The organism is Natronomonas salsuginis (genome assembly GCF_005239135.1).
Taxonomy (GTDB): domain Archaea; phylum Halobacteriota; class Halobacteria; order Halobacteriales; family Haloarculaceae; genus Natronomonas; species Natronomonas salsuginis.
The window spans coordinates 88,846-114,973 of record NZ_QKNX01000001.1; the positions used below are offsets into that span (position 1 = coordinate 88,846).

30 protein-coding genes are annotated in these 26,128 nt (G+C 65.6%); 13 read left to right on the forward strand and 17 right to left on the reverse strand.

Translation table 11 applies throughout. From position 1 onward, the window contains the following. The first annotated feature begins 79 nt into the window (after nucleotides 1-79). Nucleotides 80-343, forward strand: coding sequence for a hypothetical protein (locus DM868_RS00505; protein WP_137274886.1), 264 nt, complete (start codon nucleotides 80-82; stop codon nucleotides 341-343). A gap of 89 nt (nucleotides 344-432) precedes the next feature. Continuing rightward, nucleotides 433-1,383: a zinc-dependent metalloprotease gene (locus DM868_RS00510; protein ID WP_137274888.1), complete on the forward strand. Its 951-nt coding sequence runs from the start codon at nucleotides 433-435 to the stop codon at nucleotides 1,381-1,383. A 131-nt stretch (nucleotides 1,384-1,514) separates the two neighbouring features. On the opposite strand, the gene DM868_RS00515 is transcribed toward DM868_RS00510, so the two are convergent. The 4 genes from DM868_RS00515 to DM868_RS00530 all read right to left on the reverse strand — a co-directional run bounded on the left by DM868_RS00515 (nucleotide 1,515) and on the right by DM868_RS00530 (nucleotide 3,749). Next, nucleotides 1,515-1,880 (reverse strand): Zn-ribbon domain-containing OB-fold protein, encoded by a 366-nt coding sequence (locus DM868_RS00515; RefSeq protein WP_137274890.1) that lies wholly within the window; start codon nucleotides 1,878-1,880, stop codon nucleotides 1,515-1,517. Then, the gene (locus tag DM868_RS00520) at nucleotides 1,877-3,043 is read right to left on the reverse strand and encodes a thiolase C-terminal domain-containing protein (protein WP_137274892.1); all 1,167 of its coding nucleotides are present in this window, start codon (nucleotides 3,041-3,043) and stop codon (nucleotides 1,877-1,879) included. Before DM868_RS00520 ends, DM868_RS00515 begins: the two co-directional genes overlap by 4 nt. Nucleotides 3,044-3,105: 62 nt before the next feature. Beyond that, nucleotides 3,106-3,342, reverse strand: coding sequence for a hypothetical protein (locus DM868_RS00525; RefSeq protein ID WP_137274894.1), 237 nt, complete (start codon nucleotides 3,340-3,342; stop codon nucleotides 3,106-3,108). Further along, nucleotides 3,342-3,749, reverse strand: coding sequence for a nuclear transport factor 2 family protein (locus tag DM868_RS00530; protein WP_137274896.1), 408 nt, complete (start codon nucleotides 3,747-3,749; stop codon nucleotides 3,342-3,344). The genes DM868_RS00525 and DM868_RS00530 overlap by 1 nt, the downstream gene beginning before the upstream one ends. A gap of 118 nt (nucleotides 3,750-3,867) precedes the next feature. On the opposite strand from DM868_RS00530, the gene DM868_RS00535 reads away from it, so the two are divergent. Further along, nucleotides 3,868-4,683 (forward strand): enoyl-CoA hydratase/isomerase family protein, encoded by an 816-nt coding sequence (locus DM868_RS00535; protein ID WP_137274897.1) that lies wholly within the window; start codon nucleotides 3,868-3,870, stop codon nucleotides 4,681-4,683. A 24-nt stretch (nucleotides 4,684-4,707) separates the two neighbouring features. Here DM868_RS00535 and DM868_RS00540 read toward each other — a convergent pair whose 3' ends face one another. After that, nucleotides 4,708-7,359, reverse strand: coding sequence for an AAA domain-containing protein (locus DM868_RS00540; protein WP_137274899.1), 2,652 nt, complete (start codon nucleotides 7,357-7,359; stop codon nucleotides 4,708-4,710). A gap of 96 nt (nucleotides 7,360-7,455) precedes the next feature. Between DM868_RS00540 and DM868_RS00545 the strand changes: the two genes are divergently transcribed. The 3 genes from DM868_RS00545 (at nucleotide 7,456) to rbcL (ending at nucleotide 9,848) form a co-directional block, all read left to right on the forward strand. Beyond that, a complete protein-coding gene (locus tag DM868_RS00545) occupies nucleotides 7,456-8,004 on the forward strand; it encodes a hypothetical protein (protein WP_137274901.1) in 549 nt (182 codons plus the stop codon). A gap of 345 nt (nucleotides 8,005-8,349) precedes the next feature. Continuing rightward, nucleotides 8,350-8,505: a hypothetical protein gene (locus tag DM868_RS14965; RefSeq protein ID WP_170964396.1), complete on the forward strand. Its 156-nt coding sequence runs from the start codon at nucleotides 8,350-8,352 to the stop codon at nucleotides 8,503-8,505. Between the two features lie 89 nt (nucleotides 8,506-8,594). After that, nucleotides 8,595-9,848: a type III ribulose-bisphosphate carboxylase gene (rbcL, locus tag DM868_RS00550; protein WP_137274903.1), complete on the forward strand. Its 1,254-nt coding sequence runs from the start codon at nucleotides 8,595-8,597 to the stop codon at nucleotides 9,846-9,848. Between the two features lie 16 nt (nucleotides 9,849-9,864). Here rbcL and DM868_RS00555 read toward each other — a convergent pair whose 3' ends face one another. Genes DM868_RS00555 through DM868_RS14970 form a run of 4 tightly spaced genes read right to left on the reverse strand, consistent with a single transcriptional unit; the run spans nucleotide 9,865 to nucleotide 13,234 of the window. After that, nucleotides 9,865-10,557, reverse strand: coding sequence for an MBL fold metallo-hydrolase (locus tag DM868_RS00555; protein WP_137274905.1), 693 nt, complete (start codon nucleotides 10,555-10,557; stop codon nucleotides 9,865-9,867). Nucleotides 10,558-10,594: 37 nt separating this feature from the next. Further along, entirely contained in the window at nucleotides 10,595-12,241 is a 1,647-nt protein-coding gene (gene ligA, locus DM868_RS00560) for an ATP-dependent DNA ligase LigA (RefSeq protein WP_137275680.1), read from the reverse strand. Nucleotides 12,242-12,301: 60 nt separating this feature from the next. Then, a complete protein-coding gene (gene psmB, locus DM868_RS00565; protein WP_137274907.1) occupies nucleotides 12,302-13,021 on the reverse strand; it encodes an archaeal proteasome endopeptidase complex subunit beta in 720 nt (239 codons plus the stop codon). A 39-nt stretch (nucleotides 13,022-13,060) separates the two neighbouring features. Next, nucleotides 13,061-13,234 carry a hypothetical protein gene (locus DM868_RS14970; RefSeq protein ID WP_170964397.1) on the reverse strand — a complete coding sequence of 58 codons (174 nt, stop codon included), beginning with the start codon at nucleotides 13,232-13,234 and terminating at the stop codon, nucleotides 13,061-13,063. Between the two features lie 305 nt (nucleotides 13,235-13,539). On the opposite strand from DM868_RS14970, the gene DM868_RS00570 reads away from it, so the two are divergent. Continuing rightward, complete coding sequence (locus DM868_RS00570) at nucleotides 13,540-13,908, forward strand: DUF555 domain-containing protein (protein ID WP_137274908.1); 369 nt, start codon at nucleotides 13,540-13,542, stop codon at nucleotides 13,906-13,908. Between the two features lie 17 nt (nucleotides 13,909-13,925). Here DM868_RS00570 and DM868_RS00575 read toward each other — a convergent pair whose 3' ends face one another. The 4 genes from DM868_RS00575 to DM868_RS00590 form a co-directional block, all read right to left on the reverse strand. Then, nucleotides 13,926-14,468 (reverse strand): CBS domain-containing protein, encoded by a 543-nt coding sequence (locus DM868_RS00575; protein WP_137275681.1) that lies wholly within the window; start codon nucleotides 14,466-14,468, stop codon nucleotides 13,926-13,928. 163 nt (nucleotides 14,469-14,631) lie between these two features. Beyond that, a complete protein-coding gene (gene purM, locus DM868_RS00580; protein WP_137274910.1) occupies nucleotides 14,632-15,612 on the reverse strand; it encodes a phosphoribosylformylglycinamidine cyclo-ligase in 981 nt (326 codons plus the stop codon). 53 nt (nucleotides 15,613-15,665) lie between these two features. After that, complete coding sequence (locus DM868_RS00585) at nucleotides 15,666-16,316, reverse strand: metalloprotease (RefSeq protein ID WP_137274912.1); 651 nt, start codon at nucleotides 16,314-16,316, stop codon at nucleotides 15,666-15,668. Continuing rightward, the gene (locus tag DM868_RS00590) at nucleotides 16,313-17,818 is read right to left on the reverse strand and encodes a TraB/GumN family protein (RefSeq protein ID WP_137274914.1); all 1,506 of its coding nucleotides are present in this window, start codon (nucleotides 17,816-17,818) and stop codon (nucleotides 16,313-16,315) included. Before DM868_RS00590 ends, DM868_RS00585 begins: the two co-directional genes overlap by 4 nt. A gap of 97 nt (nucleotides 17,819-17,915) precedes the next feature. Between DM868_RS00590 and DM868_RS00595 the strand changes: the two genes are divergently transcribed. Then, entirely contained in the window at nucleotides 17,916-18,395 is a 480-nt protein-coding gene (locus DM868_RS00595; protein ID WP_170964398.1) for an acyl-CoA thioesterase, read from the forward strand. Nucleotides 18,396-18,405: 10 nt separating this feature from the next. Here the strand turns inward: DM868_RS00595 and DM868_RS00600 are convergent, their stop codons facing one another. Continuing rightward, complete coding sequence (locus DM868_RS00600) at nucleotides 18,406-18,831, reverse strand: universal stress protein (protein ID WP_137274919.1); 426 nt, start codon at nucleotides 18,829-18,831, stop codon at nucleotides 18,406-18,408. 143 nt (nucleotides 18,832-18,974) lie between these two features. Between DM868_RS00600 and DM868_RS00605 the strand changes: the two genes are divergently transcribed. From DM868_RS00605 to cutA, 4 genes are all read left to right on the forward strand, one after another. Continuing rightward, nucleotides 18,975-19,811 carry a DUF7537 family lipoprotein gene (locus tag DM868_RS00605; protein ID WP_137274921.1) on the forward strand — a complete coding sequence of 279 codons (837 nt, stop codon included), beginning with the start codon at nucleotides 18,975-18,977 and terminating at the stop codon, nucleotides 19,809-19,811. A gap of 34 nt (nucleotides 19,812-19,845) precedes the next feature. Beyond that, nucleotides 19,846-20,298 carry a hypothetical protein gene (locus tag DM868_RS00610; RefSeq protein WP_137274923.1) on the forward strand — a complete coding sequence of 151 codons (453 nt, stop codon included), beginning with the start codon at nucleotides 19,846-19,848 and terminating at the stop codon, nucleotides 20,296-20,298. Between the two features lie 107 nt (nucleotides 20,299-20,405). Beyond that, nucleotides 20,406-20,606, forward strand: a complete 201-nt coding sequence (locus DM868_RS00615) for an HEWD family protein (RefSeq protein ID WP_137274925.1) — start codon at nucleotides 20,406-20,408, stop codon at nucleotides 20,604-20,606. 89 nt (nucleotides 20,607-20,695) lie between these two features. Beyond that, on the forward strand, nucleotides 20,696-21,007 hold the full coding sequence (gene cutA / locus DM868_RS00620; protein ID WP_246048991.1) for a divalent-cation tolerance protein CutA: 312 nt from the start codon (nucleotides 20,696-20,698) through the stop codon (nucleotides 21,005-21,007). A gap of 3 nt (nucleotides 21,008-21,010) precedes the next feature. On the opposite strand, the gene DM868_RS00625 is transcribed toward cutA, so the two are convergent. Next, a complete protein-coding gene (locus DM868_RS00625; protein WP_137274927.1) occupies nucleotides 21,011-22,045 on the reverse strand; it encodes a hypothetical protein in 1,035 nt (344 codons plus the stop codon). 133 nt (nucleotides 22,046-22,178) lie between these two features. On the opposite strand from DM868_RS00625, the gene DM868_RS00630 reads away from it, so the two are divergent. Beyond that, complete coding sequence (locus DM868_RS00630; RefSeq protein ID WP_170964399.1) at nucleotides 22,179-23,078, forward strand: FlaD/FlaE family flagellar protein; 900 nt, start codon at nucleotides 22,179-22,181, stop codon at nucleotides 23,076-23,078. Here DM868_RS00630 and DM868_RS00635 read toward each other — a convergent pair. Beyond that, on the reverse strand, nucleotides 23,024-23,344 hold the full coding sequence (locus DM868_RS00635) for a rhodanese-like domain-containing protein (protein ID WP_137274931.1): 321 nt from the start codon (nucleotides 23,342-23,344) through the stop codon (nucleotides 23,024-23,026). The two genes, DM868_RS00630 and DM868_RS00635, sit on opposite strands and share 55 nt — an antisense overlap. A 71-nt stretch (nucleotides 23,345-23,415) precedes the next feature. Next, a complete protein-coding gene (locus DM868_RS00640; RefSeq protein ID WP_137274933.1) occupies nucleotides 23,416-25,980 on the reverse strand; it encodes a heavy metal translocating P-type ATPase in 2,565 nt (854 codons plus the stop codon). Between the last annotated feature and the right edge of the window lie 148 nt (nucleotides 25,981-26,128).

Consider the following 26,128-nt stretch of genomic DNA (forward strand, 5'->3'; position numbering starts at 1 on the left):
TGAACGTCTCGGCGGCGATCACTCCCCACCTGTCGAGAACCGTCGATCGATATAACACGCTCCGGAGAGAACGTGTGCTATGGTCGAGTTCACCTTCCTCGAACTGCACTTCGAGAACTCGGATCTGACCGCGAACGCCCCGTACAGCCACGGCGAAAAGAACGTGGACGCGAGCGACGAACCGCCGGCCGAGGAGTCCGCCTCGGGTTCGAAGAAGAGGCCGGTCCTCGCGCTCTTGATCGGCCTGTGTTTCAGCGTCGCCGTCGCCTACCTCGTCCGAAAGCGCGTGTTCGCGGGCGGGGAGGACGACGTGGTTGACGAAGAAGACGCGATTCCCGTCTAGACGCCGCCCGCTCAGCCGCCGCTGCGAGCCGATTCCGCACCAAGTTCGAGTGCCGGAAGAGCTTTGTCGCGCGGTCAGCTACTTCCCCTGTGAACCTGTTTCGCGCCGCCCGCGCCGTCGCCGGATCGGACGGCGACGGCCCGGTCGACTGGACCGCCGTCGGGGCCGCAGCCCACGCCGCGACCGATCCCGGCGACCTCTCGCTCTCGCCAGCCGAACGCGACGGATACGCCGACGACGTCGCGGACGCGAGGGCCAGTATCCGGGCCGCGGCGGGCGTCGACTTCGACCTCCCCGAGACGATCGAGGTCCAGAACCGACACCACTGGATCGACGCGAACATCGAGACGTTCCGTCGGCTGCTCGCGCCGCTCGAGGGGCAGGTGACGCTCGCCCCCGCCCTCGCTCGGACCGCGAACACCGGCTCGATGGCCGTGACGCTCGGCTTTCTGGCCAACAACGTCCTCGGGCAGTACGACCCGCTGTTGCTCGGCGACGGGGATGACGACCACGGCCTCTACTTCGTCCACCCCAACATCGTTGCGGTCGCCGACGCTCTCGACGTCGATCACGATCGATTCCGGCGGTGGATCGCCTTTCACGAGGTCGCCCACGCTGCGGAGTTCGACAGCGCGCCGTGGCTCGCACCGCATCTGGAGTCGAGCATGGAACACGCCGTCTCCGAGCTCGCCGCCGGTCGGTTCGATCGCCGGGCGCTCGACGACCTCAACGTGACGATGACCGCCGTCGAGGGGTACGCTGAACTCGTCATGGACCGCGCGTTCGACGAGGAGTACGCCGATCTGCGCGAAAAGCTCGACGAGCGACGGGGGAACGTCGGCCCCGTCTCGAGGATCATCCGACGGCTGCTCGGGATCGGGCGGAAACGCCGCCAGTACGAGCGCGGCAAGGGCTTCTTCGACGCGGTCGCCGACGAGCGCGGCGTCGCCGGGGCCGCCGTCGTCTGGGAACGCCAAGAGAACCTGCCGACCGACGCGGAGTTGGACGACCCAGACGCGTGGCTTCGACGAGTTTCGTGAACACCGGCTCGATTTAGTTATCAATTTTTGAGGTGTTTCGAAGGGTGAGCGATACAGCCCGCGTCTCGCTCTCATCTATTTAGGTGGCGATTAAAAATTATAACTGTACCTCCCCTCACCCCCTACGACCGTTACTCGGCTTTGAAGTGCGGCGTAACGTACCCGTCGTCGTCCTCGTCGAAGCCGGCGAGTCCGACGCGCGAGCCGATCCCGACGTCCTGATCGACGAGCCGACCCAACACCCGGGCGTCGCCGAGCTGGACGACGGCGACCTGGTAGCCGCGCTGGTCGATCCCGATCGGCGGGACGTTGATCGTCGTCTCGGTGTAGACGGTGCCGCTCGTCGGCAGCTCGATTGTTTCGAGCTCTCTCGATCCGCAGTGCGGGCACGCCGCCTTCGGTGCGCCGAGCGTGGCGTCGCAGCCGCCGCACGCTTGTCCGAGCAGTTCGCCGTCTTCGAGGGCCTCGCTCCACGCTCTGTGTGTCAGATCGCTCATTGTCGTGCCTCCATGACGCTGACGACGGTCGTCGCCGAATCGCCGCCGAGGTTGTGCGCGACGCCTCGCTCGACGCCCCCGAGCTGGCGCTCGCCCGCGTCGCCACGGATCTGTTCGGTGAGCTCGACGATCTGGGCGGTCCCGGTCGCGCCGATCGGGTGGCCCTTCGCCTTCAGGCCGCCGGAGGGGTTGATCGGGATGTCGCCGTCGCGGGCGGTTCGGCCCTCCTCGGCGGCGACGCCGCCCTGGCCGTCCTCGACGAGGCCGAGCGCTTCGATCGCGAGGATCTCCGCGCCCGTGAAGCAGTCGTGGACCTCGGCGAACTCCATCGCGTCGGCGGTGGTGTCGGCCTGCTCGTACGCCTGTGCGGCCGCGTCGCGGGCCGCCTGCGTGACACCGATCTCCGCCTTGTCGCCGATCGGGATCACGTCGGTCGCGTGGCCGACGCCAGAGACGTCGACCGGCGCGTCGTAGGACGCGGCGGCGTCCTCGGAGACGACGACGACCGCGCTTGCGCCGTCGGAGAACGGACAGCAGTCCATGAGCCGGAACGGGTCGGCGATCACGGGGCTGTTGAGGGCCTCTTCGACCGTCACTTCCTTGCCGAAGTGAGCGTTGGGGTTCAACGCGCCGTTTCCGTGGTTCTTCACCGCGACGTGAGCGAGTTGCTCCTCCGTCGTCCCGTGGACGTGCATGTGCCGTTTCGTCAACAGCGCGAAGACGGCGGGGAACGTCAGCCCGGTCGGCTGTTCGTACTGGCGGTGGGAGGCGGAGCCGAAGATCCGCGTCATCTCGGGCGTGTCCTTGCCTGTCTTGGGGGTACATCGCTCGGTTCCGCCGACGAGAACGACGTCGTGAACGCCGGCCTCGACGGCCTCGACGGCGTTCTTGAAGGCGTTCGAGGAGGTCGCACACGCGTCCTCGAAGCGCTGGACCGGGATCCCGGACATGCCGACGTGAGCGGCGATCTTCGGGCCGAGGTGCGTCTCGTTCTCCGTCGACCCGCCCATCGCGTTCCCGAAGTAGAGGGCGTCGATATCCCCGGGCGAAACCCCCGCGTCGTCGAGCGCCGCGAAGGCGGCCTCGTCGAAGAGCTCTTGCATCGGTGTGTCGTGAACGCTGAACTTCGTCATGCCGGCGCCGACCACGGCTGCTCGTGGCATGCGTACACGTGGACATCTCCGGTTATAATCGATACGGATTCGCGCCGCTCTCGCTCGGGCGATCAGCGCCGGTAGCGATGTCCCCCGGCCGGCGCGATATCTTCGGCGCTCGGAAACAGGTACCACACCAGCGCACCACCGACGAGCAGCCCCACGAGCACTGTCACGCCGACGAGTTCGAGCGGGGCTCCCCCCTGAATCGAGATCATTCCCGCCGACAGACCGACGAGTAGGACCACGCCGACCTTCGCCCATCTGAGCGTCTGCCTTCGATCGTCGTCCGTGATCGGGTCGACCACTACCGGGTCCCTCCGGGCGCGGAGACGTGCATGCCGACGAAGCGCCACGGAGTACCGATTCCGTCGTCGCCCGTTTGGGCTTCGGCGCGACGCTCGATCGTCCCGCTCCACCGGCTGTCGAACTCGTACTCGGTCCCGTCCTCGAGGTCGGTCCACGCCATGAGCACGTCGTCGGAGAACCACGCGTGCTCGTCACGCTCGGTCACGACGAGCCGCGAACTCTCGACTCGCCAGTCCGTCGTCGTCTCGCTCTGCGCCGTGAGCCCCTCACGAACCTCGTTATAGCCGGTCAGCCGCTCGCCGATCCCGAACTTCACGACCGACTCCTCGCGGGCGAAAAACGGCGACAGCGGGTCGCCAGTTCGGAGTGCGTCGTAGTACGCTCGGACGGTCGATTCGGCGTCCATGGCCCGGCTTCGGAGCGCTCGAACTTACCGCTACTGGATGACACGGCTTCGCCGTTCGTCTCCGGGCGGCGACTGGTCACTCCGTAACGGTGATACGCCCGCTCTCTCCAGTGACGCCATGGAACGACACACGGAGCTCTCGAACGACCACCTCGACGTCCGGCTCTCGGCCGACGAACTCGTCGTTCAGGCGCGGATCGACCGCCCCGAGCGGCGAAACGCGCTGAGCGAGCTGGTGATCGACGGGCTGCTCTCGGTCTTCGAGTTCGCCGACGGGGCCCCCGTCCGAGTCGTCGTCGTTCGGGGGACGGACGGCGTCTTTTGCGCCGGCGGCGACATCGAATCCATGGCGGGGGCCATCGGCGAGGACGCGACGACCCACCGTCGGGAGTTCGAGGGGATGAAACGGTTGATCGAGGGCGCGGTCGACACCGCCGCCCTCACCGTCGCCGCTGTCGAGGGGTACTGTCTCGCCGGCGGGATGGGGCTCGCCGCCGCCTGTGATGTGATCGTCGCGAGCGAGGACGCGACGTTCGGCACGCCCGAGGCGAAGATCGGGCTGTTCCCGGCGCAGGCGCTCGTTCCGATCATGCGGACCGTCACCGAAAAGCGGGCGCTCAAACTGCTTTTCACGGGCGAGCACATCGACGCGGCGACCGCTCACGAGATCGGCTTCGTCACGGATCTAGTCGCCGCGGATCGGTTCGACGAGAACCTCGATTCGATCGTCGACGACCTCACTTCTCCCTCACCCGCGCTCATCGCGCTCGGGAAGGAGGCGTTCTACAACCAGCGGGAGATGGGCTTTCGGGAGGCGCTCGACTACATGCACGACGCCGTCACGCTCATCTCGATGAGCGACGAGGCCGAAGCCGGGATCGAGGCGTTTCTCGACGACACGGAACCGGACTGGAAGGGTCGTCCCGAAGAGTGACGCGCCTCGCCTCGCCGGGCGCGCTCAATCGGCCCACTCGAGCATCCGGTCGTAGAACGGCACGCTTTCGAGCGCGCGCCGATCGCCCACGAGGACGAGCGCCTTCTTCGCTCTCGTGAGCGCGACGTTGACCCGGCGGTAATCATCGAAGATTGGACTCGTTAGCTCCCCGGTCGCCACGAACGAGATGACGATGACCTCCTTCGCGGAGCCCTGAAACCGATCGACCGTATCGACGGTGGCGTCGGAGAGGCGGCGGGTAATCTCGGCGACCTGCGCTCGGAACGGGGCGATGACGCCGATGTCGTCGGGATCGACGCCCGAAGCGACGAACGATTCGACAATCGAGGCGACGCGGTCGGCCTCGATCGCGTTGGTATTGCCCGTCGCGGTTCCGTCGGGATCGACGAAGGCGACGCCGCCAGATAGCTCGGGCGGAAGCGCGTCCGGGTCGACGCCGTCGAGGTCGGCGAGCCGCTGGGCCGCGACCTCGGCGTTCGCGGGGCGCAACTCCCCGTCGTAGAACTCCTGACTCGAAAAGTATTGCACGCGCTGGCTCATCCGGTACTGCCGGTCGAGCATCACCGCCGCCTCGGGGGCCTGTTCGATCAGACGTTCGAACAGCGATCGTCGGAGGTCGTTCTCGGCCCTGACGACCGGTGGGAGCTGTTGGTGGTCGCCGACCAGGACGAACCGCTCGGAGAGCGTCGTCGGGAGGAAGGTTCCGGGTTCGGTAAGCTGGCCCGCTTCGTCGACGACCGCGACGTCGAACGACTGGGACTTGAGCACCCGCGAGCCGCACGCGGCGGTCGTCGCAGCGATTACGTCCGCGTTCGATAGCGCCGCGGCGCGCTCCTCGGGGTCACCGGTTCGTTCGAGCCGGTACTTTTGCATGTCCTCGCGGACGCCCGTCTCCGAGCCCCACCGGACCACGTCGGAGAACCCCTGCGATTCGAGCGCCTCGACGGCGTTGTCGACGGCGCGGTTGGTGAACGCCGAGAGCAACACCCGGTCGCCGCGCTCGACGAGCGCTCGTACGGTTCGCGCGAGCGTGTACGTCTTCCCGGTCCCCGGCGGGCCGTGGATCAGCGCGAAGTCGTCCGCGGTGACCGCGGCGTTGACCGCGGCGTTCTGGGCCTCGTTGTTGTCGATGTACTCACGGCGGTCGCCGGAAAACGACGGCTCGCGTCGGTCGAAGAGCACATCCTTTCGATCGGCGTCCCCGGTGAGTATCGCGTCGTGCAACGCGGTCAGCTGGCGATCGACGCCGATCTCCGATGGATACTGATCCAGCCGACGCAGTTCGATCGGCTCGTCGGCGACGACGACGATCTCCTCGCCGAGTTCCGTGATCGTCGCGAGCTCGGCCATCCCCCGCGTCGGGTGGCCGTCGCTCGCGAGGGCGCGGTCGCCCTCCCGAAGCTTCGAGACCGCGTCCGTGGTTCGGCGCGCGCGAAGCTCCCAGCGCCCGCCCGAGATCGGCGTTCTGTCGACCGGTTCGAGGTCGACCAGCGCCCGGTCGTCGTCGGCCCGTTCCCTGGGCGATTGCTCCCAGAGCTTCCGATACTGTGCGTGGACCTCGCGCCGTTCCTCCTCGATCGCCCGGTAGAACCGCTCGAAGTACGCCCGTTCCTCCTCGGGTAGCGGCCGGCCCATCTGTCCGGCCTTCGACTCCTGCCCGAGTCGTCCGGCGACGACCATGCACGTGTCGCGCTCGAAGCAGTACTCGCAGTTCGCCCCGGCCTCGAACCCCGTCGGCACCGACAGGTCGTACTCGGCGGCGGCGATCTCGTTTCGCACCCGGAGGACGTACTTCAAGAAGCCGGGACCGATCGAGAACTCCTTGGCCGGTGAGAGGTCGCCGGAAGCGTCGCTTCTATCCAGCGCCGTATTCTTCGTGTACAACAGCGTCCCCGTACCGGGCGCGCTCTCTATGTCGTCAGCCAACAGCAGGGCGTAGCAGGTCGCCTGCACCTTGTCGTGGAATCGCGGGTCGCGCTTGAGGTTCTTGCCCGTCTTCAGTTCGACCGGCATCCCCCGACGAACGGCATCGGCCCGGCCCTTGATCCCGAACCGCTCGGAGATGAGCGTCTGCTCGGAGCGCCACGAGTCCTCGCCGAAGCGGCCCTGCTGGAGCCACCCCTCGATCGCTGCGGCGTTCTGTCTGACGTCGTCGGCGACGCCGTCGGCCGTCTCGCCGAGCAACCCGAGATCGAGCGCCGCCTCCGACACCCGCTCGTCGATGCTGTCGTCGATATCCCGGCCGCGGAGCAGGTCGCCGAACACGTCGTGGACGACGGTCCCCTTGACCACGGGGTACTTGAGCGGGAGCCCCGTGATCTTGTTCAGATAGTAGATCCGCGGACACTGGACCCAGCCGCGAACGTCGGTCACGTCGACGAGGAAGTCCGGTTCGACGACGACCGCGGACGCGCCGGTCGTCGAGTACTGCGTTTCGCCGTTGAACTCCCGCTCTTGGAGGTCCGTGGCGAGCAGTTCCATCCCCGGTTCGAGGACTGTCGCGGTTTCGGTCCACTTGCCCCACAGCGTCAGCCGAATCGGATCGCCCGCGCCGCGTTCGGGACGAAGCGTGACCTCGGCGAGATCGCTCGTTCCGCGACTCGTCTCGACCGTTCGGGACTCCCCCACTTCGAGGACCGGTCCACGCAGATTCACGTCTATCCTACCCGAGCGTCCTCGGGAGAAAAACGCTGTCGGTCATCCCCTCTCAAAACCCGATACCTTCTTTTTCCTCTCGCCGAAATAAGGGGTATGCGCGTCCGCGACTGGCAGGACATACTCGAAGACGTCGTAGAATCGGGCGCCGAATCAAGCGACTGGCGAGCCGTGTCCGGGGACCGACGCGGTGGCGTCGGCGAAGATCTGTTCATCGGCCACCCCTCGGTCGGCGTCTTCCAGCTCAAGACCTTCGCGAAGAACCCCTACGAGGTTCAGGGCGTCGGCTCGCGCGTCGCTCGAAAAATCGACGACGACCTCGAGCCGCTGTTCCCCGAAGCCGACAGCGCCGGCCGCTTCGGCGTCAACCGTGGCGTCGGAGACTCCGACGAGGCGAAAGCGCGCGCCAAGCGACTCGAAACCGTCCTCGAAACGCACGCCGACGCGCCGACCACGGGAGACGCGCTCTTCGAGGACGTGATGGACGCCCTCGATAGCCCGGCGTTCGGGCCGATGGAGTACGACATGTACGATCGCCCGGCCCGACTCGACCAGCTCTCGGACACCTTCGAGGAAGCCGAAGCGCTCCTCTCGAGCGAACTCGACGATCTCATCGAGGAGGACGTGGGGCGCGGGTTCCACTAGCGGCGTTGAGCGGTGATATACACGCACAGCCGTCCGGATAAACCCCACGCCAAACACGAGCTTCTGGACGCGATCGATGCGCAGTTTTGTGAGTGCCCTCGGGGCGTCGATCGAGGGCGTCGTCGCTGGATCGCAGCCGAGAACCGACCGTCGTTTCATCGACTCTTCGATCGCCATCGGCCAACAACATTAATGTAATAATAGTTCGTGGCATATGTTGCATGGCAGGGATGGGCAGTTATCATACGCCGCGCGGTTGTCCGCAAGAGGACCCCGTTTCTTTCACCGGTATAGATTGGTAATGTCTAGCAAGGATTTATATACGACGGGGGCGGACGGGTATACATGGTAGAACAAACCACACCCTACGAGTACGGAGACGTCGAACTGGAAGCCGTCGGGGAGAACCCGCCCCACGAACAGCAACACGGTGCCGACATGGTCATCGTCGACGGATCGACGATGAGCTACAGGAGCTACGCGAAGATCGAGACGGAGTAGCCCGCTCGGGCCGACGTCAGTTGGCCCGGTTCCGGTCGCCGACGACGGCCGGGGCGAATTTAAGACGCCGCGCGACGAACACCTAGCTTATGGAGTACGACGACTTCCTCGACGAGTCGTACGAACCGACCGAGGACAACCTCGTGTGCGCGTTCCGTCTGGTTCCGGGTGCGGGATTGTCCGCGGCCGACGCGGCGGCGCGGGTCGCCTCCGAGAGCTCGAACGGGACGTGGGCGGCGCTGTCGCCCGATTCGGACGTCCGGCGATACTCCGCGACTGCGTTCGACATCTCCGGCGTCGGCGAACACGGGTTCGACGTCCGCGTCGCGTACCCGCTCGAACTGTTCGAAGAGGGGAGTCTCCCGCAGATCCTCTCCTGTATCGCCGGGAACATCTTGGGCATGAAGGCGGTCGAGACGATCCGGTTGCTCGACTGTGCGTGGCCCGAAGCGCTCGTCCAGTCGTTCCCCGGTCCGCAGTTCGGCTCCGGCGTCCGGAGCGAACTGCTCGACGCCGCGGATCGACCGCCGCTCGCCACCGTCCCGAAGCCGAAGGTCGGGCTGTCGACCGCCGAGCACGCACAGGTCGGTTACGAGGCGTGGGTCGGCGGCGTCGACCTCCTAAAAGACGACGAGAACCTCACGGACCAGTCGTTCAATCCCTTCGAACAGCGGGTCGTCGAATCGCTCGAGGCGAGGGACCGCGCAGAGGATGAAACCGGCGAGCGAAAGGAGTACCTGATAAACATCACCGCCGAGACGGACGAAATGGTTCGACGCGCCGAGTTCGTCGCCGACCACGGCGGCTCCTTCGTGATGGTCGACATCGTCACGGCCGGCTGGAGCGCCCTGCAGACGGTTCGTCGGCGGACCGAGGACCTCGGCGTGGCGATCCACGCCCACCGCGCGATGCACGCCGCCTTCGATCGCCTCCCACAGCACGGCGTCTCGATGCGCTGTCTCGCCCAGTTCGCCCGGCTGGCGGGCGTCGACCACATTCACACCGGTACGGCCGGACTCGGAAAGCTCGAAAACGAGGACACGGCGGGGATCAACGCCTGGCTTCGATCGGACCTGTACGGGCTCAACGACGTCCTCCCGGTCGCCTCCGGCGGGCTGCATCCGGGGATCGTCGATCAGTTACTCGACGCGCTCGGTCCAGATATCATGGTTCAGGCGGGCGGCGGTATCCACGGCCACCCAGACGGAACTGAAGCCGGCGCACGCGCGCTCCGGGCGAGCGTCGAGGCGTACCGCGACGGGGAGTCCCTACAGTCGCGGGCGAAATCGGTCCCCGAACTCGAAACCGCACTCGACGCGTGGGGCACCGAGGGACCGCGCTGACGGACCTTCCGTCGCCTCAGCCGTCGAGGTGGACCTCGACACCGCGTCGCTCGAGCTCCGCGGCGAACGCCTCGACGTCGGTTTCGATCGGCTCGAACGTGTCGTAGTGGATCGGGACGACGAGATCAGGCTCGAGCGCCGCCGCGAGATCGGCCGCCTCGTGTCGGTTCATGGTAAACGTGCCGCCGATCGGCGGGCAGAAGACGTCGATGTCGAGGCGCGCGTGGCCGTCCAACACGTCGGTGTCACCGGGGCAATACACCGACACGCCGTCGACCGTGACGTGGAAGCCACAGCCGAGCCCCTTCGGATGATACGGCTCGCCGTTTTCGCGGACGTGTGGGCCGTCCGGCTCGTTGTACGCCGCGGTGGTCCTGACGATCGCATCGCCGACCGCGATGTCGGCTTCGGCGTCGACGCGCCGAACATCGAACGGCAGGTCGGCCAAGCGTTCGACGTCGCGGTCGATCCGGTGGGGATTGATCCCCTCGAAGGCGACGATCGTGGCGTCATCGTCGGCAACCGCCCGAATGCCGTTCGTGTCGTAGTGGTGCTCGTGCGTCACGCAGACGACGTCCCCGTCGCCCCCGTCGTAGCCGTCCAAGACGCCGTAGCGCCCCGGGTCGACGTAGACGACAGGCCCGTCACCCGCGACTCGAAGCGTCGCGTAGCCAAGCCACGAGACGCTCACGCCATCGTATTCGATCATGGTCGGCGTAGGGTATCCGTCGATACAAACCCGACGATCACTCGACGAGTCGCTCGACTCGTTCGAGGTCTTCGGCGTCATCCGGATCTTTGTCCTCGCGAACGCTCACGAACCGCGGGAATCGGAGCGCGTACCCGGACGAGTACGTCGGCGAGCGCTGGATTTCCTCGTAGCCGACCTCGAAGACGATCGCCGGTTCGATCTCGACCTCGGTTCCCGACTCCGAGCGAACGTACGGATCGAGCCGTTCGTGAAGCTCCTCGAGCTTCTCGTCCGTGATTCCCGTGGCGACCTTGCCGATCGTTCGGTACTCCTCACCGTCGCGAACCGAGAGCAGAAACGTCCCGAGCAGGTTCGCTCGACGTCCCTCCCCCCACTCCGCGCCCGTGACGATCACGTCGAGCGTCTCCACGTCGGGTTTTCGCTTCAGCCAGTTCTTTCCACGGTTCCCGGGCGTGTACGCGGACGCCGGGTCTTTCAGCATGATCCCCTCGTGGCCGGCCGCCAACGCCGACGCTTCGAGATCGGCAATTTCCTCGGGAGCGTCGGTCAGCCGAATCGTCGAGATTTCGCCGTCGAAGACCGTCCGCAATCGGTCGTGCCGGTCGACGAACGGCGCGTCGAGTAGGTCCGCACCGTCCGCGTGGAGGCAATCGAATGCGCGGAGTTCGACCGTCACGTCCTCGCGGGTCGCCTGGATATCGTGTTTCCGGCGAAACCGACGAAGCACGTCCTGAAACGGTCGCGGGCTCCCGTCCCCGTCGATCGCGACGACCTCACCATCGAGGATCGCGGGGACGTCGAGTGCGCGTTCGACGGTCCGAACGATCTCGGGCAACGGGTCCGTCACGTCCTCCAGATTCCGCGAGAACAGCCGAACCGTCTCGCCGTCGTAGTGGACCTGCACTCGCGCCCCGTCGAACTTCGTCTCGACCGCCGCGCGCTCCCACGCGTCGAGGGCGTCGAGGGCGGTCCCCGCCTGTGCCAACATCGCCTTGACCGGCCGGCCGACCGCCAATCGGATATCGTTCAACCCGCTCTCGCCCCCATCGCGTGCGGTTTCAGCCACGAGACCGCAGTCGTTCGAAACCTGGAGTGCGCGCTCGACGGCCTCGGTGGACACGTCGAAGGCCGCGGCGATCCCGTCACGAACTGCCCCCTCGCCGACGCCGATCCGCATGTCTCCCAGCACGAGACGGGCGAGAAAGCGAGCCTCGGTCGGTTCACAGCGGTTGAACAGGCCGAATAAGGTGTCGAGTTTGGTGTCGGTGCTGCCGCTCCCCGCTGCCGCCGCGAGGCTTCGCAGTTCCGCGTCGACGCGTTCGACCGTGAGCGTGTCGTCGTCGTTCCCGCCCCCGAACGCGGCCAATCCCCGTTGCCCCCCGAGATCCAACGCCTCCGCGACGCCGCCGATCTCGCCGACGGTCGCAAGTCGTGACTCGATGTCCCCGGACGTCACGTTCGGTCCGGCCGCCTTCGCGAGTGCCTCGTAGCACAGCGCCGGGCCGATGTCGAGTTTCGTCCCGTCGTTGGCGGGGAACACCCGGCCCTGTACGAATCGCGCGACGACATCGAGTGAGCCCTCCGCGTCATCGAGGAGGGCCGCCACGAGTTCGACGGTCTCCAAATCCGCCGACTCCGATTCGATCGCCGCGGCCCGGTCGGCGAACGTCGCGAACTCCATGGACATGTCTGTCGGATACCGAGAGCCCGTGATTAAATGATGCGAATCGACCGGCCGGCGTTACAGCACGTCGTCGAAGTCTTTGTGACCCTTGATATCGACGCCTTCGTCCGTGATCGTCGCGAGGAACACGCCGTTACCGGAGCCAGTGTCGCGTTCGACGGCCGCCTTGATGCCCGACGCGGCGACTCGCTTCGCCTCCTCGTTGGTCATGTCGTCCTCGTACTCCCGTTCGAGCGTGCCGTACGCGACCGTGAGTCCGGAGCCGGTGATCGTGTAATCGTCTTTCATCACGCCGCCCGCGGGATCGATCGAGTAGACGTGGTGTCCCTCGTCGTCGACGCCGCCGAGGATCGGGTTGATCGCGAAGAACGGACCGCCGCGGGCGAAGTTCCCCGCGAGCGTCGCGAGCGCGCTGATCGGGATGTCCTCGCCGCGGCGAGCCTCATAGAGGTTGACCTCTGCTCGCAGCGATCGGATGAACGACTGGGCACCGCCGACGCTGCCGACGAGTGTCAACGCACCGGTCGGGTGGATCTGCTCGACCTTCTGAACGTCCTTGTTCGAGACGAAGCGACCGCCCAGGGACGCGCGCATGTCCGTCGCAATGACGACGCCTTCGGTCGTAGAGATCCCGATCGTCGTCGTCCCCGTCTTGTTGACGGTGTCGAGGTCGTCGACCGAGAGGTCGTTCGAGGGAACCTCTCCGAGTTCGGGCTCGTACGGCGAGCGTGTGTGATCCTGTCCGGTACGCGGCAGGGAGGAATCCGGTTGTCGCATTATCATATTGTACAGACCGACGCTGATAAAACCTTCCGGTTACCGCTCCGAAGCTCGTCGGTGCGCGGTTTCGAACCGCTCGACGAGCCTCCCGATCGGGAGCGAGATGCCGGCGCGGTTCGCCACGAGCGCGACCGGCAGGAGGACGATGCCGAGGACGATGCTGAACTGGTACAGCGCGAACACCGATGCCCGGTACAGGTGTGTTGCCATCGTACCGCGTTGGGAACAAGTGGAAAGATATATACTTTCCGTTCACCGTCGATTTTCGAATGTCGAATTTTATGCGGGTAGCGGGCCTTTAGCACCGATTTCATATTTAGTTGTAGTTCACGCAATTGGATCGTACATCCGACGGTTCGCTCCCGGATTACGCGGGTACGTCCGGGCGTCGATACGCATAACTTATGACGATAATGGACGTCACGTGCGCGGCTCTGGATCACGAGATCTGCGACGCCCCCACACAGCGGCACCGAAACAATAGGGATATCCGTCGGGCTTCGTTTCGTTGGAACATGAGTAACTATCTCGTTGCGATGGAAGCCGCGTGGTTGGTCCGCGATGTCGAGGCGATCGACGACGCCATCGGCGTGGCGGTGAGCGAGGCCGGTAAACGGCTCAATCAGGCCGATATGGACTACGTCGAAGTCGAGGTCGGTTCGACGCCGTGTCCGGCCTGTGGTGAACCATTCGATTCGGCGTTTATCGCCGCCGATACGGCGCTCGTTGGATTGGGGCTCGAGATGAAAGTGTTCAACGCCGACAGCGAACAACACGCCTCGCGTATCGCAAAGAGCGAGATCGGCGGCGCGCTGCGAGACATTCCGCTGAAGATAGTCCAGACGTTCGACACCGGCGATGCGGACGAGGACGAAGACGCCTAACGACTGCGGAGAGCACTTTAGGAGACGTGGGCGGCGACGTCCGCCTCAGTGATGATTCCGCGTAACTGACCGTCGACGACGACCATCACCGCGTCCTGGTGGTTGAGATGGGCATTCACTTCGTCCAGCGTGGCGCCCGGCTCGACGGTCGTGATCGCCTCGCGCATGGCGTCAGCAACCGGCAACTCTCCGGCGTTATCCCGATCCAGTTGTCGGATATCCGAGTTGGAGATGATCCCCTGCGGCCGGCCATCTCGAACGACCGGCAGCTGCGAGTACCCCTCCTTTACCATCACGTCGATCGCCTCCCGGACGCTGTCGTCCGGCGCCACGTGAATCACGCCCTCATGCATGATGTCGCCGGCGTGTATCACCGCGCTCTCGGCCTCGTCGAGGGCAGTGACGATCCGCCGGAGCGTCGAAAGCCGCGGGTCGACGTCACCGCCCTCGATTCGGGCGATAAGCGGCTGCGAGACGTCCGCGCGCTCGGCTAGCTCGCTCTGTGTCAGTTCCAACGCCGTCCGACGCTCCTTGAGATCGGCGGGTGTCGGCAGATCCATTCCCATATTCGGTAATTACCTCGAGTTATACAAAAGCCTTCCCCCGGCCGCACCTTTATATACGAATCGGCGGCCAGATCCCCCGTGACGTGACGAATCGTGGTCGGCCCCCGAGGCGGGAGCGCGGGGCAGGGTCGACCAATCCGGCGCCCCGTCTGTTCGCTTACAGCTTCAGTCCGCGGATCGAAACGCCGCTGCCGGACTCGACGCGTCCGATGATCCGTGCGTCGTCGAGCTCGTCGGAGACCGACTCGGCGTCCGCTTCGGGGAGCGCGGCGACGAACCCGGTGCCCATGTTGAACGTGCGGTGCATCTCCTCGTCCATGACACCGCCTTCCTCCTGGATGAACTCGAACACCGGCTGCGGCTCGAAGGGATCATCGACGACGTAGCGGTTCTCACCCATCCGCTCCAGATTCGTCCAGCCGCCGCCGGTGATATGTGCGGCCGCGTGCGTCTCGACCGCCTGGAGCGGACCGAGCACGTCCCGGTAGATCCGCGTCGGTTCGAGCAACACCTCACCGACCGTCCGATCCTCGTCGTACGGGAACGGGTCCGTGTACTCGTGGTTCTGCGTCGCGGCCTCTCGTGCAAGCGTCAACCCGTTCGAGTGGATCCCCGACGATGGAACCCCGACCAGCCGGTCGCCGTCTCGGGCTTCACCGTCGAATAGCTCGGCTTCGGTGGCCAGTCCGGCACAGGCTCCTGCGAGATCTAACCCGCGGATCACTTCGGGCATGACGGCGGTCTCGCCGCCGACGAGCGCGACCTCGGCGCGTTCGGCACCGGCGGCGAGGCCCTCGCCGACTCGCTCTGCGATCACGTCGTCCGGCGTCTCGACCGCGAGGTAATCGACGAACGCGACCGGCGTGACCCCGGCCGCGACGAGATCGTTCGCGTTCATCGCGATACAGTCGATGCCGATCGTGGAGTAGTCTCCGATGGCCTCGGCGACGAGCAGTTTCGTCCCGACGCCGTCGGTCGCGAGCGCCAGATATCGGCCGCCAATATCGATGAGGCCGGCGTAATCCCCTTCAAATTCGCCGACCGCGCCAATCAGCGCCGCGGTGGCGGCCTCGCTCTCGTCGATGTCGACGCCGGTCGCGGCGTAGGTCAGCCCCTCATCGGGGTTTTCGTCGCTCATACTTCATCCGGTGGCCGACCGGAGCAAAAACGCGTCGGTTGGTACCGTCGCGGTCAAAAGCTCGGAAAGCCGACGACAAGGATCGCTCCGATCGCCACGAGCGCCGAGCCAACAAACGTAGCGCCGAACACCGGCTTGCTCCACGACATGACCGATTTCCCGTCCAGCGGCCCGAACGGGAGCATGTTGAACGTCGCGAGAAAGGCGTTGATTAGCACGCCGAGTTGCCCGACCTGCCCGACGAAGCCGTCGAACACGAGTAGCGGGAGAAACACCGCGACGAGCGCAACGTTCGTCAGCGGGCCGGCGACCGATACCAGCCCGCTCTGTCGCTGCGTGATCCGCCCGCGGTGGTACACCGCCCCCGGCGCGGCGAACAGGAACCCGGCGAACGCCGCACCGATACACAGCGCGAGCATCTGATAGTCGGCTTTGAACGATGCGACCTGGCCGAATCGGACCGCGACGACCTTGTGAGCGAGCTCGTGGAGCAAGAATCCGACGCCGACGGTTAACATACTGACGAGGAAGACGCGGGCGAAAAGCGGAGTGAGTATCGCGCCGGTGATATCCGGAAACACGCTCCGCCCGGTCGAGACGAGAATGAACACGCCGAACGCGATTCCGAGAGCGATCCACGCGACCGCGAGATCTCGGATCTCGTCCGGATAAAACCGGATCCCATCGATACGAATCGCGCTCATCGAAGCACCTCGGTGAGTATCTCGAGGCTGTTGCGGGCCGCTTCGAGCATGAGGCGTGCGACGCCGCCGGCCCCCTCGATTCCCGAGCCGGCAAAGAGGTACGGCAACAACACCGTCGCGAACAGAACGCTGCCGATGAAGCTCCCCACGTTGGTCAACGCAACGATGATAATGAGCTTGAACAGCGGGACTGCGGTGAGGTCGTCCCAAAGCTGTCTGAGCGGCGCCTCCTCGTCGGACATGATCTCGTTGAGTGTCGCGATATCCCCGACGTTGACGTCGAGGTAACGCAACTCGACGTAGCCAGCGAACCAGCCGGGAGCCAACAGCGGATTGACGCTCGTCAGCCACGCGATGCCCCCGCCGACGCCCGCCGACTGCCAGTGCGCGCCGGCGAGTTTGGCCAGGCCGAACGCGAGGACACCGTTGATGAGGAACCACGCGGCGAACAGCCGAAAGAGCAGTTCGCTCGACGCGCCTTCGACGCCGGTGTACGTCGCGATCGCCAACAGCACGAAGAACACGAGAAAGCCGAGGGTAAACAGGTAGCCGAACGTCTTGTACAGCGAGATTCGGCTCCCGGACGATCGTCCCGTGATCGAGTCCATCGTCGGCAGCAGCGACGGCGAGTCCAGATACCGTTCGATGCCGTCTTTGTGTCCCGCCCCGACGATGGCGACGATGTCGTGTCCTTGGTCGCGCAGGGCGACGAGCTGGTGGGCGATGTAGGCGTCCCGCTCGTCGATGAGCGCTTCCGCACCTCCAGGGGAGAACCGGCGGAACTCTTCCATCATTGCGCCCACGACGTCGGTGTCGGTCATCCGGTCGATATCGATCTCCTGGAGGTCGTCCTCCGCAGGTGCGAGCCACTCCAGCGCGAGGACGATCCCCCCGCCGAGCAGCAGTCCGAGCGTGAGCGCGACGAGGAGCGTATCGACGATGCCGACCAAGAATCCGGAGCCGAGCGCCTCGGGGACGATGAATGGGCCCCCGACCGCCCCGGCGAGTATCGAGAGGACGAGCGCGATGCCGAGGCCGACGCCCAGCCCGAGCTCGCGCGGGTCGCCCAGCCCGACGGCGAGGCTCCCGGCGAGTTTGAGCTTTTCGACGAACGAGAGCCGCGCCCAGAACCGCTGAATCGTGACCTGAATGTCCCGATCGACCAACGCGACGTTGAGGTCGAGCGCTTCTGCCGTGTCGATCGCGGCTTTCATGTCCGCTCCCGGTTCGATATCGAACCGGTCGCCCAAACGCGCCTGGACGTACGAGAGCATCCAGTACGCGAGGAACTGATAGACAGTGTTCCCCTTCAGCAGATCGCCCGCGTCCAGATCCTCCGGCGTCTCGCCGCGGATTTGGCGATATCGCCCCTCGTCGAGCTCGACGGCGACGATGTCCGGACGCTCCTCGTCGATGACCGACTCGACCTCCTCGACGCTGGCCTCCGAAACGTGGGCTGTCCCGACGACCCGAACCGACCCCGATTCGGCGTCCCTACTCATTGTCGACACGAGTCGGGCGAGCGGTTTACGTGTATCGGGACGGACTGCGCCGTCCGGCGGCCGAAGAACCTTGGTATCGGCCGCCGTCGTGGTCCCCATGGCAACACTGTCGGATTCGATGACCGAAATGACCGAAATACTACTGCCGAACGAGACGAACACGCTCGGACGCGCGCTCGGTGGCACGGTACTTCACTGGATGGACATCTGCGCGGCCGTTGCTAGCATGCGCTTTGCGGGTCACCAGTGCGTGACGGCCTCGATGGATCACGTCGATTTCGTCACTCCGATCGATCTGGGTGAAGTCGCCGTCATCGAGGGGTACGTGTTCGGGGCCAATCGGACGAGCATCGACGTTCGCGTCGATGTCCATGCCGAGGATCCGACGGCCGGGAACCGACGCCTCGCCACGACCTCGTTTTTCACGTTCGTCGCGCTCGACGACGAGGGGCGTCCGACGCCCGTGCCGGAGCTCGAATGCCCGACGGAGGCCGAAGCAGCCCTCCGGGAGGAAGCCGTCGAGGCTCGTCACAAACAACTCCGTCAGGTCACGGAGCGAATCGGCGACTCAGGGTGACCGTCCACGGCTAGCGGACCACCGTCACCGGAACCGGCGATCGACGGACGACCGTCTCGGCGACGCTGCCGAGCAGGATTCGCGAGAAGCCGTCGCGCCCGTGACTACCGATGACGACGGCGTCGATGTCCTCCGTCTCGATGTATTCGACGATCGCGTTCGCGGGCGGGCCGACGACGACCTCCGTCTCGACGTCGGCCTCGGTCTCGATCGCGGCGGCCGCATTCTCCAGTAACTCTTCCGCCGACGACTCCGCCTGCTCGTACCACTCCTCCCAGTATCCGGCGAGCGCCGCCTCCGGTGCCGCGCTGTACCCCGCCTCGACGAAGTCCAGCACGTGCAACAGAACGAGGTCGTCGCCGGGGTGTTGCGTCACCGCGTACTCCAACGCCGCGTCGGCCTGTTCGGAGCCATCGTAGGGAACCAGTATTCGCATACGCGACAATGTTCGGCCACCGCTTTAAGTGTTGCAGACAATCCCACACGGTGAAACCCGTGTACCGCGATTATGTCTGCTGAGTGACAATCAGCTGTTTTATCCGAACAGCGATCATACTAGGTCCCGTGTACAGGGCGTGTGTGATCCTCCTCGTCGTTCTCACCGGATGTTCCGGGGTCGGTTTCGATTCGGACAGCCCGACGGACAGATCGGTCGAGCCGGTGACGCCGGTCCCGGTCCCGGCGGCTGACCCTGCAACGCTTCGGACCTCCGGAATCGACGACGACGGCGTCTCGGATCCGGCGGCACTCGCCACCGCACACGGCCAGTGGCTCGCGAACCGATCGTACACGCTCACCTCGAACCAGACCGTTCGGTACGAGAACGGTACCGTCCGCTCTCAATACACGGTGCACCTCCGCCTCACGGAGGACCGAACGTATCACGCCGCAGTCCGCACGGGCGGCGTCGACGGTCCGAAGGTGCTGGGCGAACCGCCCGCGTACGCGGAGTTCTGGTCCGATCGCGAGACGTACGTTCGGGCGTTCGGCGAGCCCGATCCGCGGTACAACGAGTTCTCTCCCACCGCCTCGGGCGTGGGGACATGGTACTTTTGGGCGATGACCGGATCGTTCACGTTCCGGATGACTCCGGGCGTCATGATCCAATCGAGCTTCAGCGAGGTTCCCACCCGAATCGAGACGCGTCGGATTGAGGCAGGGGTCCCGCGATATCGACTGACGAGCCCCGAGCCGACGACGGCCAGTCTCCCGTTTCCGGATGCCGTCCCGGCACGAAACGTCTCGCTCACGGCCGAAGTCGACGGGACCGGGTTGGTCAGACAGCTCCGACTCGACTATCGCGGACGGATCGACGAGGAGCCGGTGGTCGTGACCCGGAGGATCTCGTATACGAACGTCGGGAGCACCGACGCGGACCGCCCCGAGTGGTTCGACGAAGCGGCGGACTCGACGTGAGAGGCTTTTATTTTCCGGGGGACTACGGGACGGTATGGGACTGAACGTCGATCCGCCGGCACCTCCGAAACTCCCCCGTCACGACGCTGACGAGTACGACGACGTGGAAGTGCTGGGAAGCGACTACCGCCGTGCGGAACTTGAAGCGTTTCTCGAGAACGGCGCCTGGGTGGAAGCCTTCGAAGCGTGGGCGGAGACGACCGATCTCGACGCCGACGAGTTCGCGATCGCCGAGGACCTCGGTATGTTCGACGCGTTCGATTTCTTCTGGGACGACTTCGCCGATCGCGTCGGCTATCACGCTCCCGGCATCCCCGAGGATTGGAAGGAGCGAAATCTCCACCCCGAACTCACGTCGTGGAACACAGTCTCCGGAATCAACGCGGCGATGGCCGAGTTCGGCGACACGGTGAGCCGCACGCTAAAAACGGAATACGTCGACTGGGAAGCGGAGTACGAGGCCCCGGACGATCTCCCCGACTTCTGATCGCTCAGCTCGCCCGTACGGCAGCAGTTTCGACTGCGTGATGACGACATCGTCGCGACGCGGATCGACGGCGCATGGTTGAATACGGTCGGGAACGATCGATGGGTATGAGCGTAGAAATCGCCCCACCGATGCGGCGACGCTGCGAACGCTGTGGACGGACGGACGAGTGGAATGAGACGGCCGATAACTGGGTTATCGCCGAGGAAGACGGGGAGCGTCTGGTCGGAAACATCCACTGTATCCACGAGTGGGACATCAACGGCCGGTACAATCCCGTCACCGGCCAATCGAACGGCGAGGACTGAGAAATGCGGCCGCCGACCGTGCGTTTCGCCGCTTTCCGGCGGTCGATGGGGACGCGTCATCGATCTCGCCCGACGGTGCGCCCCCAACGATGAGTTCGATCGTCACCGCGTACGTGACCGCCCCGTCTGAGTTCGCTTCGGAACTCGCCGAAGCGCTGGTCGACGAGCGGTTGGCCGCCTGTGTCAACCACTTCGAGTGCCGATCGACGTACCGGTGGGACGGGGAGGTCGTCCACGACGACGAGGTCGTGCTTTTGATCAAAACGACCGCCGATCGGTACGGAGCCGTCGAGTCCCGCGTCGAGACGATCCACCCGCACGAGGTTCCCTGCATCGAGCGATTCGACGCGCGTGACGCGTTCGCCCCGTTCGCAGACTGGGTCGAAGACAGCGTCGAATAGCGTCTAGACGCCGGAAATCGGCGGCGACCAGCCGTGTCGCTCCGCGACGAAATCGATGAATCCGGGGAACTCGTGTTCGTGGCCCAGTATCTCGGCGGCGAATGCGGACTCCGGTTGGTCCGAGAAGCCGCCGGAACCGACCATTCGACGCAGCACTTCCTCGATCTCGGCCGAACTATCGGCGAAGGCGTCGATGAACGCTTCCGGCGTATCACCGAAGCGATCCCCGAACGCGTCCCTCGCGTCCGCGTAGGCGTCAGCCAACCAGCGCTCCCGGTGGTTTTGATACGCGTCTTCGTACGCCGAGTGAAGCGTTTCGAACTCGCCGGCGGTGAGTGGATCGGTCGCCGAGAGGAACGTGACGAACGTGGCTGCAGCCCGTTTCGCCGCCGGATCGTTCGGGTCCGTGCTCGGGAATCGGCGTTCGTCGAGCGGTTCGACGGCGGCGTTCGGCGAGGTCGAAACGGCCACGGCGTGCGTCCCGTCGGGCTTCGTGCGGACGTACGCGGTGTACTGGAACCGTTCGTGACGGAACTGCCGGACGACGTCGTCGCCGTGACTGCCGCCGAGTCGTCCGTACCACCGCTCGACCCCGAGCTCGGCGAGCGGCGGCGTAAACGAGGTCGGCGAGAAGACGAGGTCCACCAGTTCGACGCCGGTCAGTCGCGGCGTACAGGGGATCGCGGCGAGCTCCTTCAGCACCCGCCGTCGGTTGTCACCGAGTCGGGCGCTTCGGCCGCACGACTCACAAACGACGCTCCGACCGGTCGTCGGATGTTCGGGGGTGACGGTCGGAACGTGATCGCCGACGGGGACGTCCGGTAGCTCGTACTGTCCGCAAGGGATCGCGGCGAGTTCCTTCAACGCCCGCCGGATCGGGCCTTCGGCCGTGACCGAGTACGGAACGGTTACCCCGCAGGACTCACACCGAACGAAACGCTCGCGTGAATACAGGGAGGGCGTGTGGCCGCGAGCGACGAGTGTCGGGTCGACATCGAAATCCCGGAGCGTCGTCGATCGGGCGTCCTGCGTTGCCATGTCGGGGCGTTCGACACCACGTATAAAAACGGTGTCCACGATGTGCGGTTCTGTTTCGAACACTGAAACCACCCGAACACACCGCTCGAAATCGAGCCGGCGTTTATACGCACCGTCGTCGAACCATCGTGTCATGACCGGCCGACTGAACCCCCGCCGATACGATCTGGGCGAGCTTCGAGATGCGGTTCGGAAGCCGCCCCGCGAGCGCACAGTCGGCGACTCCGCCGCGAACACCGACCGCGGTGCTGCTCGGTCGCCTCGCGACCGATCGTCTCACGCCTCCGAAGACGCCGGCCGAACGGTCCCGGTCGAGCCGATCACCGAGACGCGACCTCCCGAAGCCGCGACCGACGCGTCTCGGCCACGGTCATCGGACGACTCGGAAGCGTCGATAGAAAACCGGTCGCGGCCGGCGTCCGGCGGTGCCAGCGATAGATCGGCCGTTCGCGGAACCGGTCCGATGTCCGATTCTCACTCGAGGGAGCCGTCCGGAGACAGCACAGCACGGACCGCGAACCGAACGCCGCCCGCGGACGCCGCCGACGTCGAGGCGTACCTTCGCTCGCGTCATCAACGCCGAGCCGACGGACGTACCGCCCAGGAGGTGCAGCGGGACTCGGATCGTCGACCGTCCCGCGGAGATGCCCGAAACGGCGACCGGGAGCAGCGGGCCGAGTCCGCGTCGGCCGAGTTCAACCGGACACCGAACGCGACAGCGCTGTTGGCTGAGCTATCCGGGCCGGCGGTTTCAAAGCCGTATCTCGATCGACTCCCGGACGCGTACACCGCACAACTCGAGATCTTCGAGTGGCTCGAGTGGATGCTCGCTGCCACCGGTCACGACGGGACGCTGACCGCTCTCGCGTACTACGAATCGATCGGATGGCTCTCCGAGCGGAGTCGGGAGGCGTTGGAGGACGTCGTCGCCGGGCTGTCAGCGCCGCAGGCGACGGGGCAAACGCTCAGTATCGACGATCACCGCGAGAGTCTCGTACACGTCGCCCGACTCGCGGGCAGACTCCGCCAGTAAGTCACTCGGCCGCACACCGATTTGGACCGAGCTCCAGCTCGCACGATTGAGTCGTTGCGTTCGAGGCCCGTGGCGGCGGTGAACGTATCGAGATCGAACTCGTGGTCCGGCTTGTACACGAACTGGATCGCATCGGCCAGTCGCCACCCCTCGAAGTTCTCGTCGTCACGCGTGTCGACGAGTTCGAACGTCTCCTCACCGTCGATGAGCCGTTTGAGCTGTTCGGCTGAGATATCCGTCGGCAGGGACGCTGTCGAATCTCCCATACGGACGCTTTCGGGGGCGCGATATCAATCGCTGTGGCGACACCGGGCCGAGCGTTTCGTCCCGATGCGGTTCAGCTCCCCAGTGCGGCGAAGGGGCGAAGCAAGAGCGGGACGTACTCCCGACTCGGCTCGTACGCGGCGAACGCGAGGCTGTTCGACATGACCGAAACGCTCGATGCGGCCATCGCCGCGCCGGCGAGTGCGGGATTGAGCAGTCCGAGCGAGGCGACGGGGATGAGCACCGCGTTGTACCCCAGCGCCCAGAAGAGATTCTGTCGGATCTTCGACAGCGTCGCCTCCGAGATCCGAATGGCCTTGAGCACGTCCGCGGGATCCGAGCGCATCAGCGTCACGTCGGCGGCCTCCATCGCGACGTCGGTTCCCGAGCCGATGGCGACGCCGATATGCGCCGTCGTGAGCGCGGGCGCGTCGTTGACCCCGTCGCCGACCATCATCGCCCGGGTTCCGTCGGCCTGTATCGACTCGATCACGTCGGCCTTCTCGTCCGGGAGCACCTCGGAGCGGACGCGCTCGGTCGGAATGCCGACCTCCGCGGCGACCGCCGACGCGGTTCGATCGTTGTCCCCAGTCAGCATGTACACCTCGTAACCTCGGTCGTGGAGCGCCGAAACGGTCGCCTTCGCGCTCTCGCGGACCGTGTCCGCCGTCGCGACGACGCCGATCACGTCCCCGTCGAGCGCGACGAGCATCGCCGTCTTCCCCTCCCCTTCGAGCCGCTCCATGGTCTCCGTCGCGGGCGTCGAGTCGATTCTGCGGTCGTCGAGCAACGCGCGATTCCCGACGAGCACGTCGCCGTGCTCGGTGGTCGCTTCGACCCCCTTGCCGGGGACGTTCTCGAACGTCTCGACCGTCGCGAGGTCGATACCGTGCTCGTCGGCCCCGCGGACGATGGCTTCCCCGAGCGGGTGTTCGGAGCCGGATTCGGCGCTCGCCGCGACGGCCAGCACGAACGACTCGTCGACCGCCTGTGCGGCGACCGCACCGCCGTCGGCTCGCACGTTGCGCTCGACGGGTTCGACGTCGGTCAACTGCATCTCGCCCTCGGTGAGCGTCCCCGTCTTGTCGAAGACGACGGCGTCCGTCTCGCGGACGCGCTCGAGCACGTCGCCGCCCTTGAACAGGACGCCGTTCTTCGCCGAGATCGTCGAGCCGACCATCGTCGCCGCGGGCGTCGCGAGCCCGAGCGCGCAGGGACAGGCGATCAGGACGGCCGACGCGAACACGATCATCGAGAACTCGAAGATCGGAACGCCGCCCACGATCGGGCCGCCACCGACCTGTCCGATCGGCAACTGACCGACGATCGAGTACAGTTGGCTCGGGAACGCGTACCAGAGCGCGGCCCAGACGACGGCGTTGACGATCACCGCCGGAACGAAGTAGCCGCTGACGCGGTCGACCTGCCGCTGGATGTCCGGCTGCCTGGATTGGGCCTCCTTGACCCGGCGGACGATCTGTTGGATCGCGGTATCCTCGCCGACCTTCGTCGCCTCGACGAGCAGGACGCCGTTCTCGTTCACCGTCGAGCCGACGACCTCGTCTCTCGGCGACTTCTCGACGGGGACGGACTCGCCGGTCAGCATCGACTCGTCGACGGCCGACTCCCCCTCGGCGACGATCCCGTCGGTTGGGATCCGCTCCCCGGGTCGGATCTTCATAACGTCGCCGACCTCGACGTCCGACAGCGGTACCGTCCGCTCTTCGCCTTCTCGGATCACGACCGCCTCGTCGGCCTCCATCCGGAGCAACTCCCGCAGGGCGTCGGACGCCGTGGCCTTCGAGCGCGCTTCGAGCCAGTTGCCGACCGTGATGAACCAGAGGATGAACGCGACGGCCTCGAAGTAGAGATCGCCGGTGATCAGCCCGAAGACGACCGCCGCGCTGAACAGGTAGCCGGCGCTCGACCCGGTCGCTACGAGCGTGTCCATGTTCGCGGTCCGGTTTTTCACCGCTTTGTACGCGCCGACCAGGAACTCCCGGCCGAGCGTCGCCATCAGCACCGTCGCGAATCCGAACTGCACCCACCCAAACGGGATCGAACCGATCGACTCCGGATGCGAAAGCGGAGTGAACATCGCCACCATCAGGTAGACGAACGGCAACGCGAGCACGCCGCCCCCGACGACGAGTCGACGCTGCTTTCGCAGTTCGCGCTCCGCGGCGGTCTCGCCCTCGGCGTCGCTGCCGTCGTCTTCGTCTCGGTGCATCGGCTCGTACCCCGACTCCTCGATCGCGTCGTAGGCGTCCTCGAGCGAGAACGACTCCGGATTGTACTCGACGGTCGCCTCGTCGGTCGCGTAGTTCACGTCGGCCCGGAGCACGCCCGGAAGTTCCGCGAGAGCGTCGGACACCGTCTTCGAGCACGTCGAGCAGTGCATACCCGAGACGGCGATCGTTCGCGTCTCGCGTCGGGGATCGTATCCCGACTCCTCGATCGCTGTGTAGATCTCCGAGAGCGGCACGTCCGTGGGATCGTACTCGACGGTCGCCTCGTCGGTCGCGTAGTTCACCGACGCGTCGACGACCCCGTCGAGTGATTCGACCGCGTCGGCGACGGTCTCCGAACACGTCGAACAGTGCATCCCGCCGACGCCGATGCGTTCACGTCTGATCATGGACGTACGTACGGCTTCCACATTGATTGGGTTTGTCGTTTAGAATATTCGATACGATCGCGCAGATACTTTGGTTTCAAATATCGAAGGCGACTTCGACCGGATCACCGAAAGCACAATCGACAAAACCGTCCCCCGCGTACGAGAA

Bases quoted from the DNA above. Each gene is read 5' to 3' on its own strand.
- DM868_RS00505 (WP_137274886.1), top strand. From the start codon at position 80: ATGGTCGAGTTCACCTTCCTCGAACTGCACTTCGAGAACTCGGATCTG.
- DM868_RS00515 (WP_137274890.1), bottom strand. From the start codon at position 1,880: ATGAGCGATCTGACACACAGAGCGTGGAGCGAGGCCCTCGAAGACGGC.
- DM868_RS00520 (WP_137274892.1), bottom strand. From the start codon at position 3,043: ATGCCACGAGCAGCCGTGGTCGGCGCCGGCATGACGAAGTTCAGCGTT.
- DM868_RS00530 (WP_137274896.1), bottom strand. From the start codon at position 3,749: ATGGACGCCGAATCGACCGTCCGAGCGTACTACGACGCACTCCGAACT.
- DM868_RS00535 (WP_137274897.1), top strand. From the start codon at position 3,868: ATGGAACGACACACGGAGCTCTCGAACGACCACCTCGACGTCCGGCTC.
- DM868_RS00545 (WP_137274901.1), top strand. From the start codon at position 7,456: ATGCGCGTCCGCGACTGGCAGGACATACTCGAAGACGTCGTAGAATCG.
- DM868_RS14965 (WP_170964396.1), top strand. From the start codon at position 8,350: ATGGTAGAACAAACCACACCCTACGAGTACGGAGACGTCGAACTGGAA.
- rbcL (WP_137274903.1), top strand. From the start codon at position 8,595: ATGGAGTACGACGACTTCCTCGACGAGTCGTACGAACCGACCGAGGAC.
- DM868_RS00555 (WP_137274905.1), bottom strand. From the start codon at position 10,557: ATGATCGAATACGATGGCGTGAGCGTCTCGTGGCTTGGCTACGCGACG.
- ligA (WP_137275680.1), bottom strand. From the start codon at position 12,241: ATGGAGTTCGCGACGTTCGCCGACCGGGCCGCGGCGATCGAATCGGAG.
- psmB (WP_137274907.1), bottom strand. From the start codon at position 13,021: ATGCGACAACCGGATTCCTCCCTGCCGCGTACCGGACAGGATCACACA.
- DM868_RS14970 (WP_170964397.1), bottom strand. From the start codon at position 13,234: ATGGCAACACACCTGTACCGGGCATCGGTGTTCGCGCTGTACCAGTTC.
- DM868_RS00570 (WP_137274908.1), top strand. From the start codon at position 13,540: ATGAGTAACTATCTCGTTGCGATGGAAGCCGCGTGGTTGGTCCGCGAT.
- DM868_RS00575 (WP_137275681.1), bottom strand. From the start codon at position 14,468: ATGGATCTGCCGACACCCGCCGATCTCAAGGAGCGTCGGACGGCGTTG.
- purM (WP_137274910.1), bottom strand. From the start codon at position 15,612: ATGAGCGACGAAAACCCCGATGAGGGGCTGACCTACGCCGCGACCGGC.
- DM868_RS00585 (WP_137274912.1), bottom strand. From the start codon at position 16,316: ATGAGCGCGATTCGTATCGATGGGATCCGGTTTTATCCGGACGAGATC.
- DM868_RS00590 (WP_137274914.1), bottom strand. From the start codon at position 17,818: ATGAGTAGGGACGCCGAATCGGGGTCGGTTCGGGTCGTCGGGACAGCC.
- DM868_RS00595 (WP_170964398.1), top strand. From the start codon at position 17,916: ATGGCAACACTGTCGGATTCGATGACCGAAATGACCGAAATACTACTG.
- DM868_RS00600 (WP_137274919.1), bottom strand. From the start codon at position 18,831: ATGCGAATACTGGTTCCCTACGATGGCTCCGAACAGGCCGACGCGGCG.
- DM868_RS00610 (WP_137274923.1), top strand. From the start codon at position 19,846: ATGGGACTGAACGTCGATCCGCCGGCACCTCCGAAACTCCCCCGTCAC.
- DM868_RS00615 (WP_137274925.1), top strand. From the start codon at position 20,406: ATGAGCGTAGAAATCGCCCCACCGATGCGGCGACGCTGCGAACGCTGT.
- cutA (WP_246048991.1), top strand. From the start codon at position 20,696: ATGAGTTCGATCGTCACCGCGTACGTGACCGCCCCGTCTGAGTTCGCT.
- DM868_RS00625 (WP_137274927.1), bottom strand. From the start codon at position 22,045: ATGGCAACGCAGGACGCCCGATCGACGACGCTCCGGGATTTCGATGTC.
- DM868_RS00630 (WP_170964399.1), top strand. From the start codon at position 22,179: ATGACCGGCCGACTGAACCCCCGCCGATACGATCTGGGCGAGCTTCGA.
- DM868_RS00635 (WP_137274931.1), bottom strand. From the start codon at position 23,344: ATGGGAGATTCGACAGCGTCCCTGCCGACGGATATCTCAGCCGAACAG.
- DM868_RS00640 (WP_137274933.1), bottom strand. From the start codon at position 25,980: ATGATCAGACGTGAACGCATCGGCGTCGGCGGGATGCACTGTTCGACG.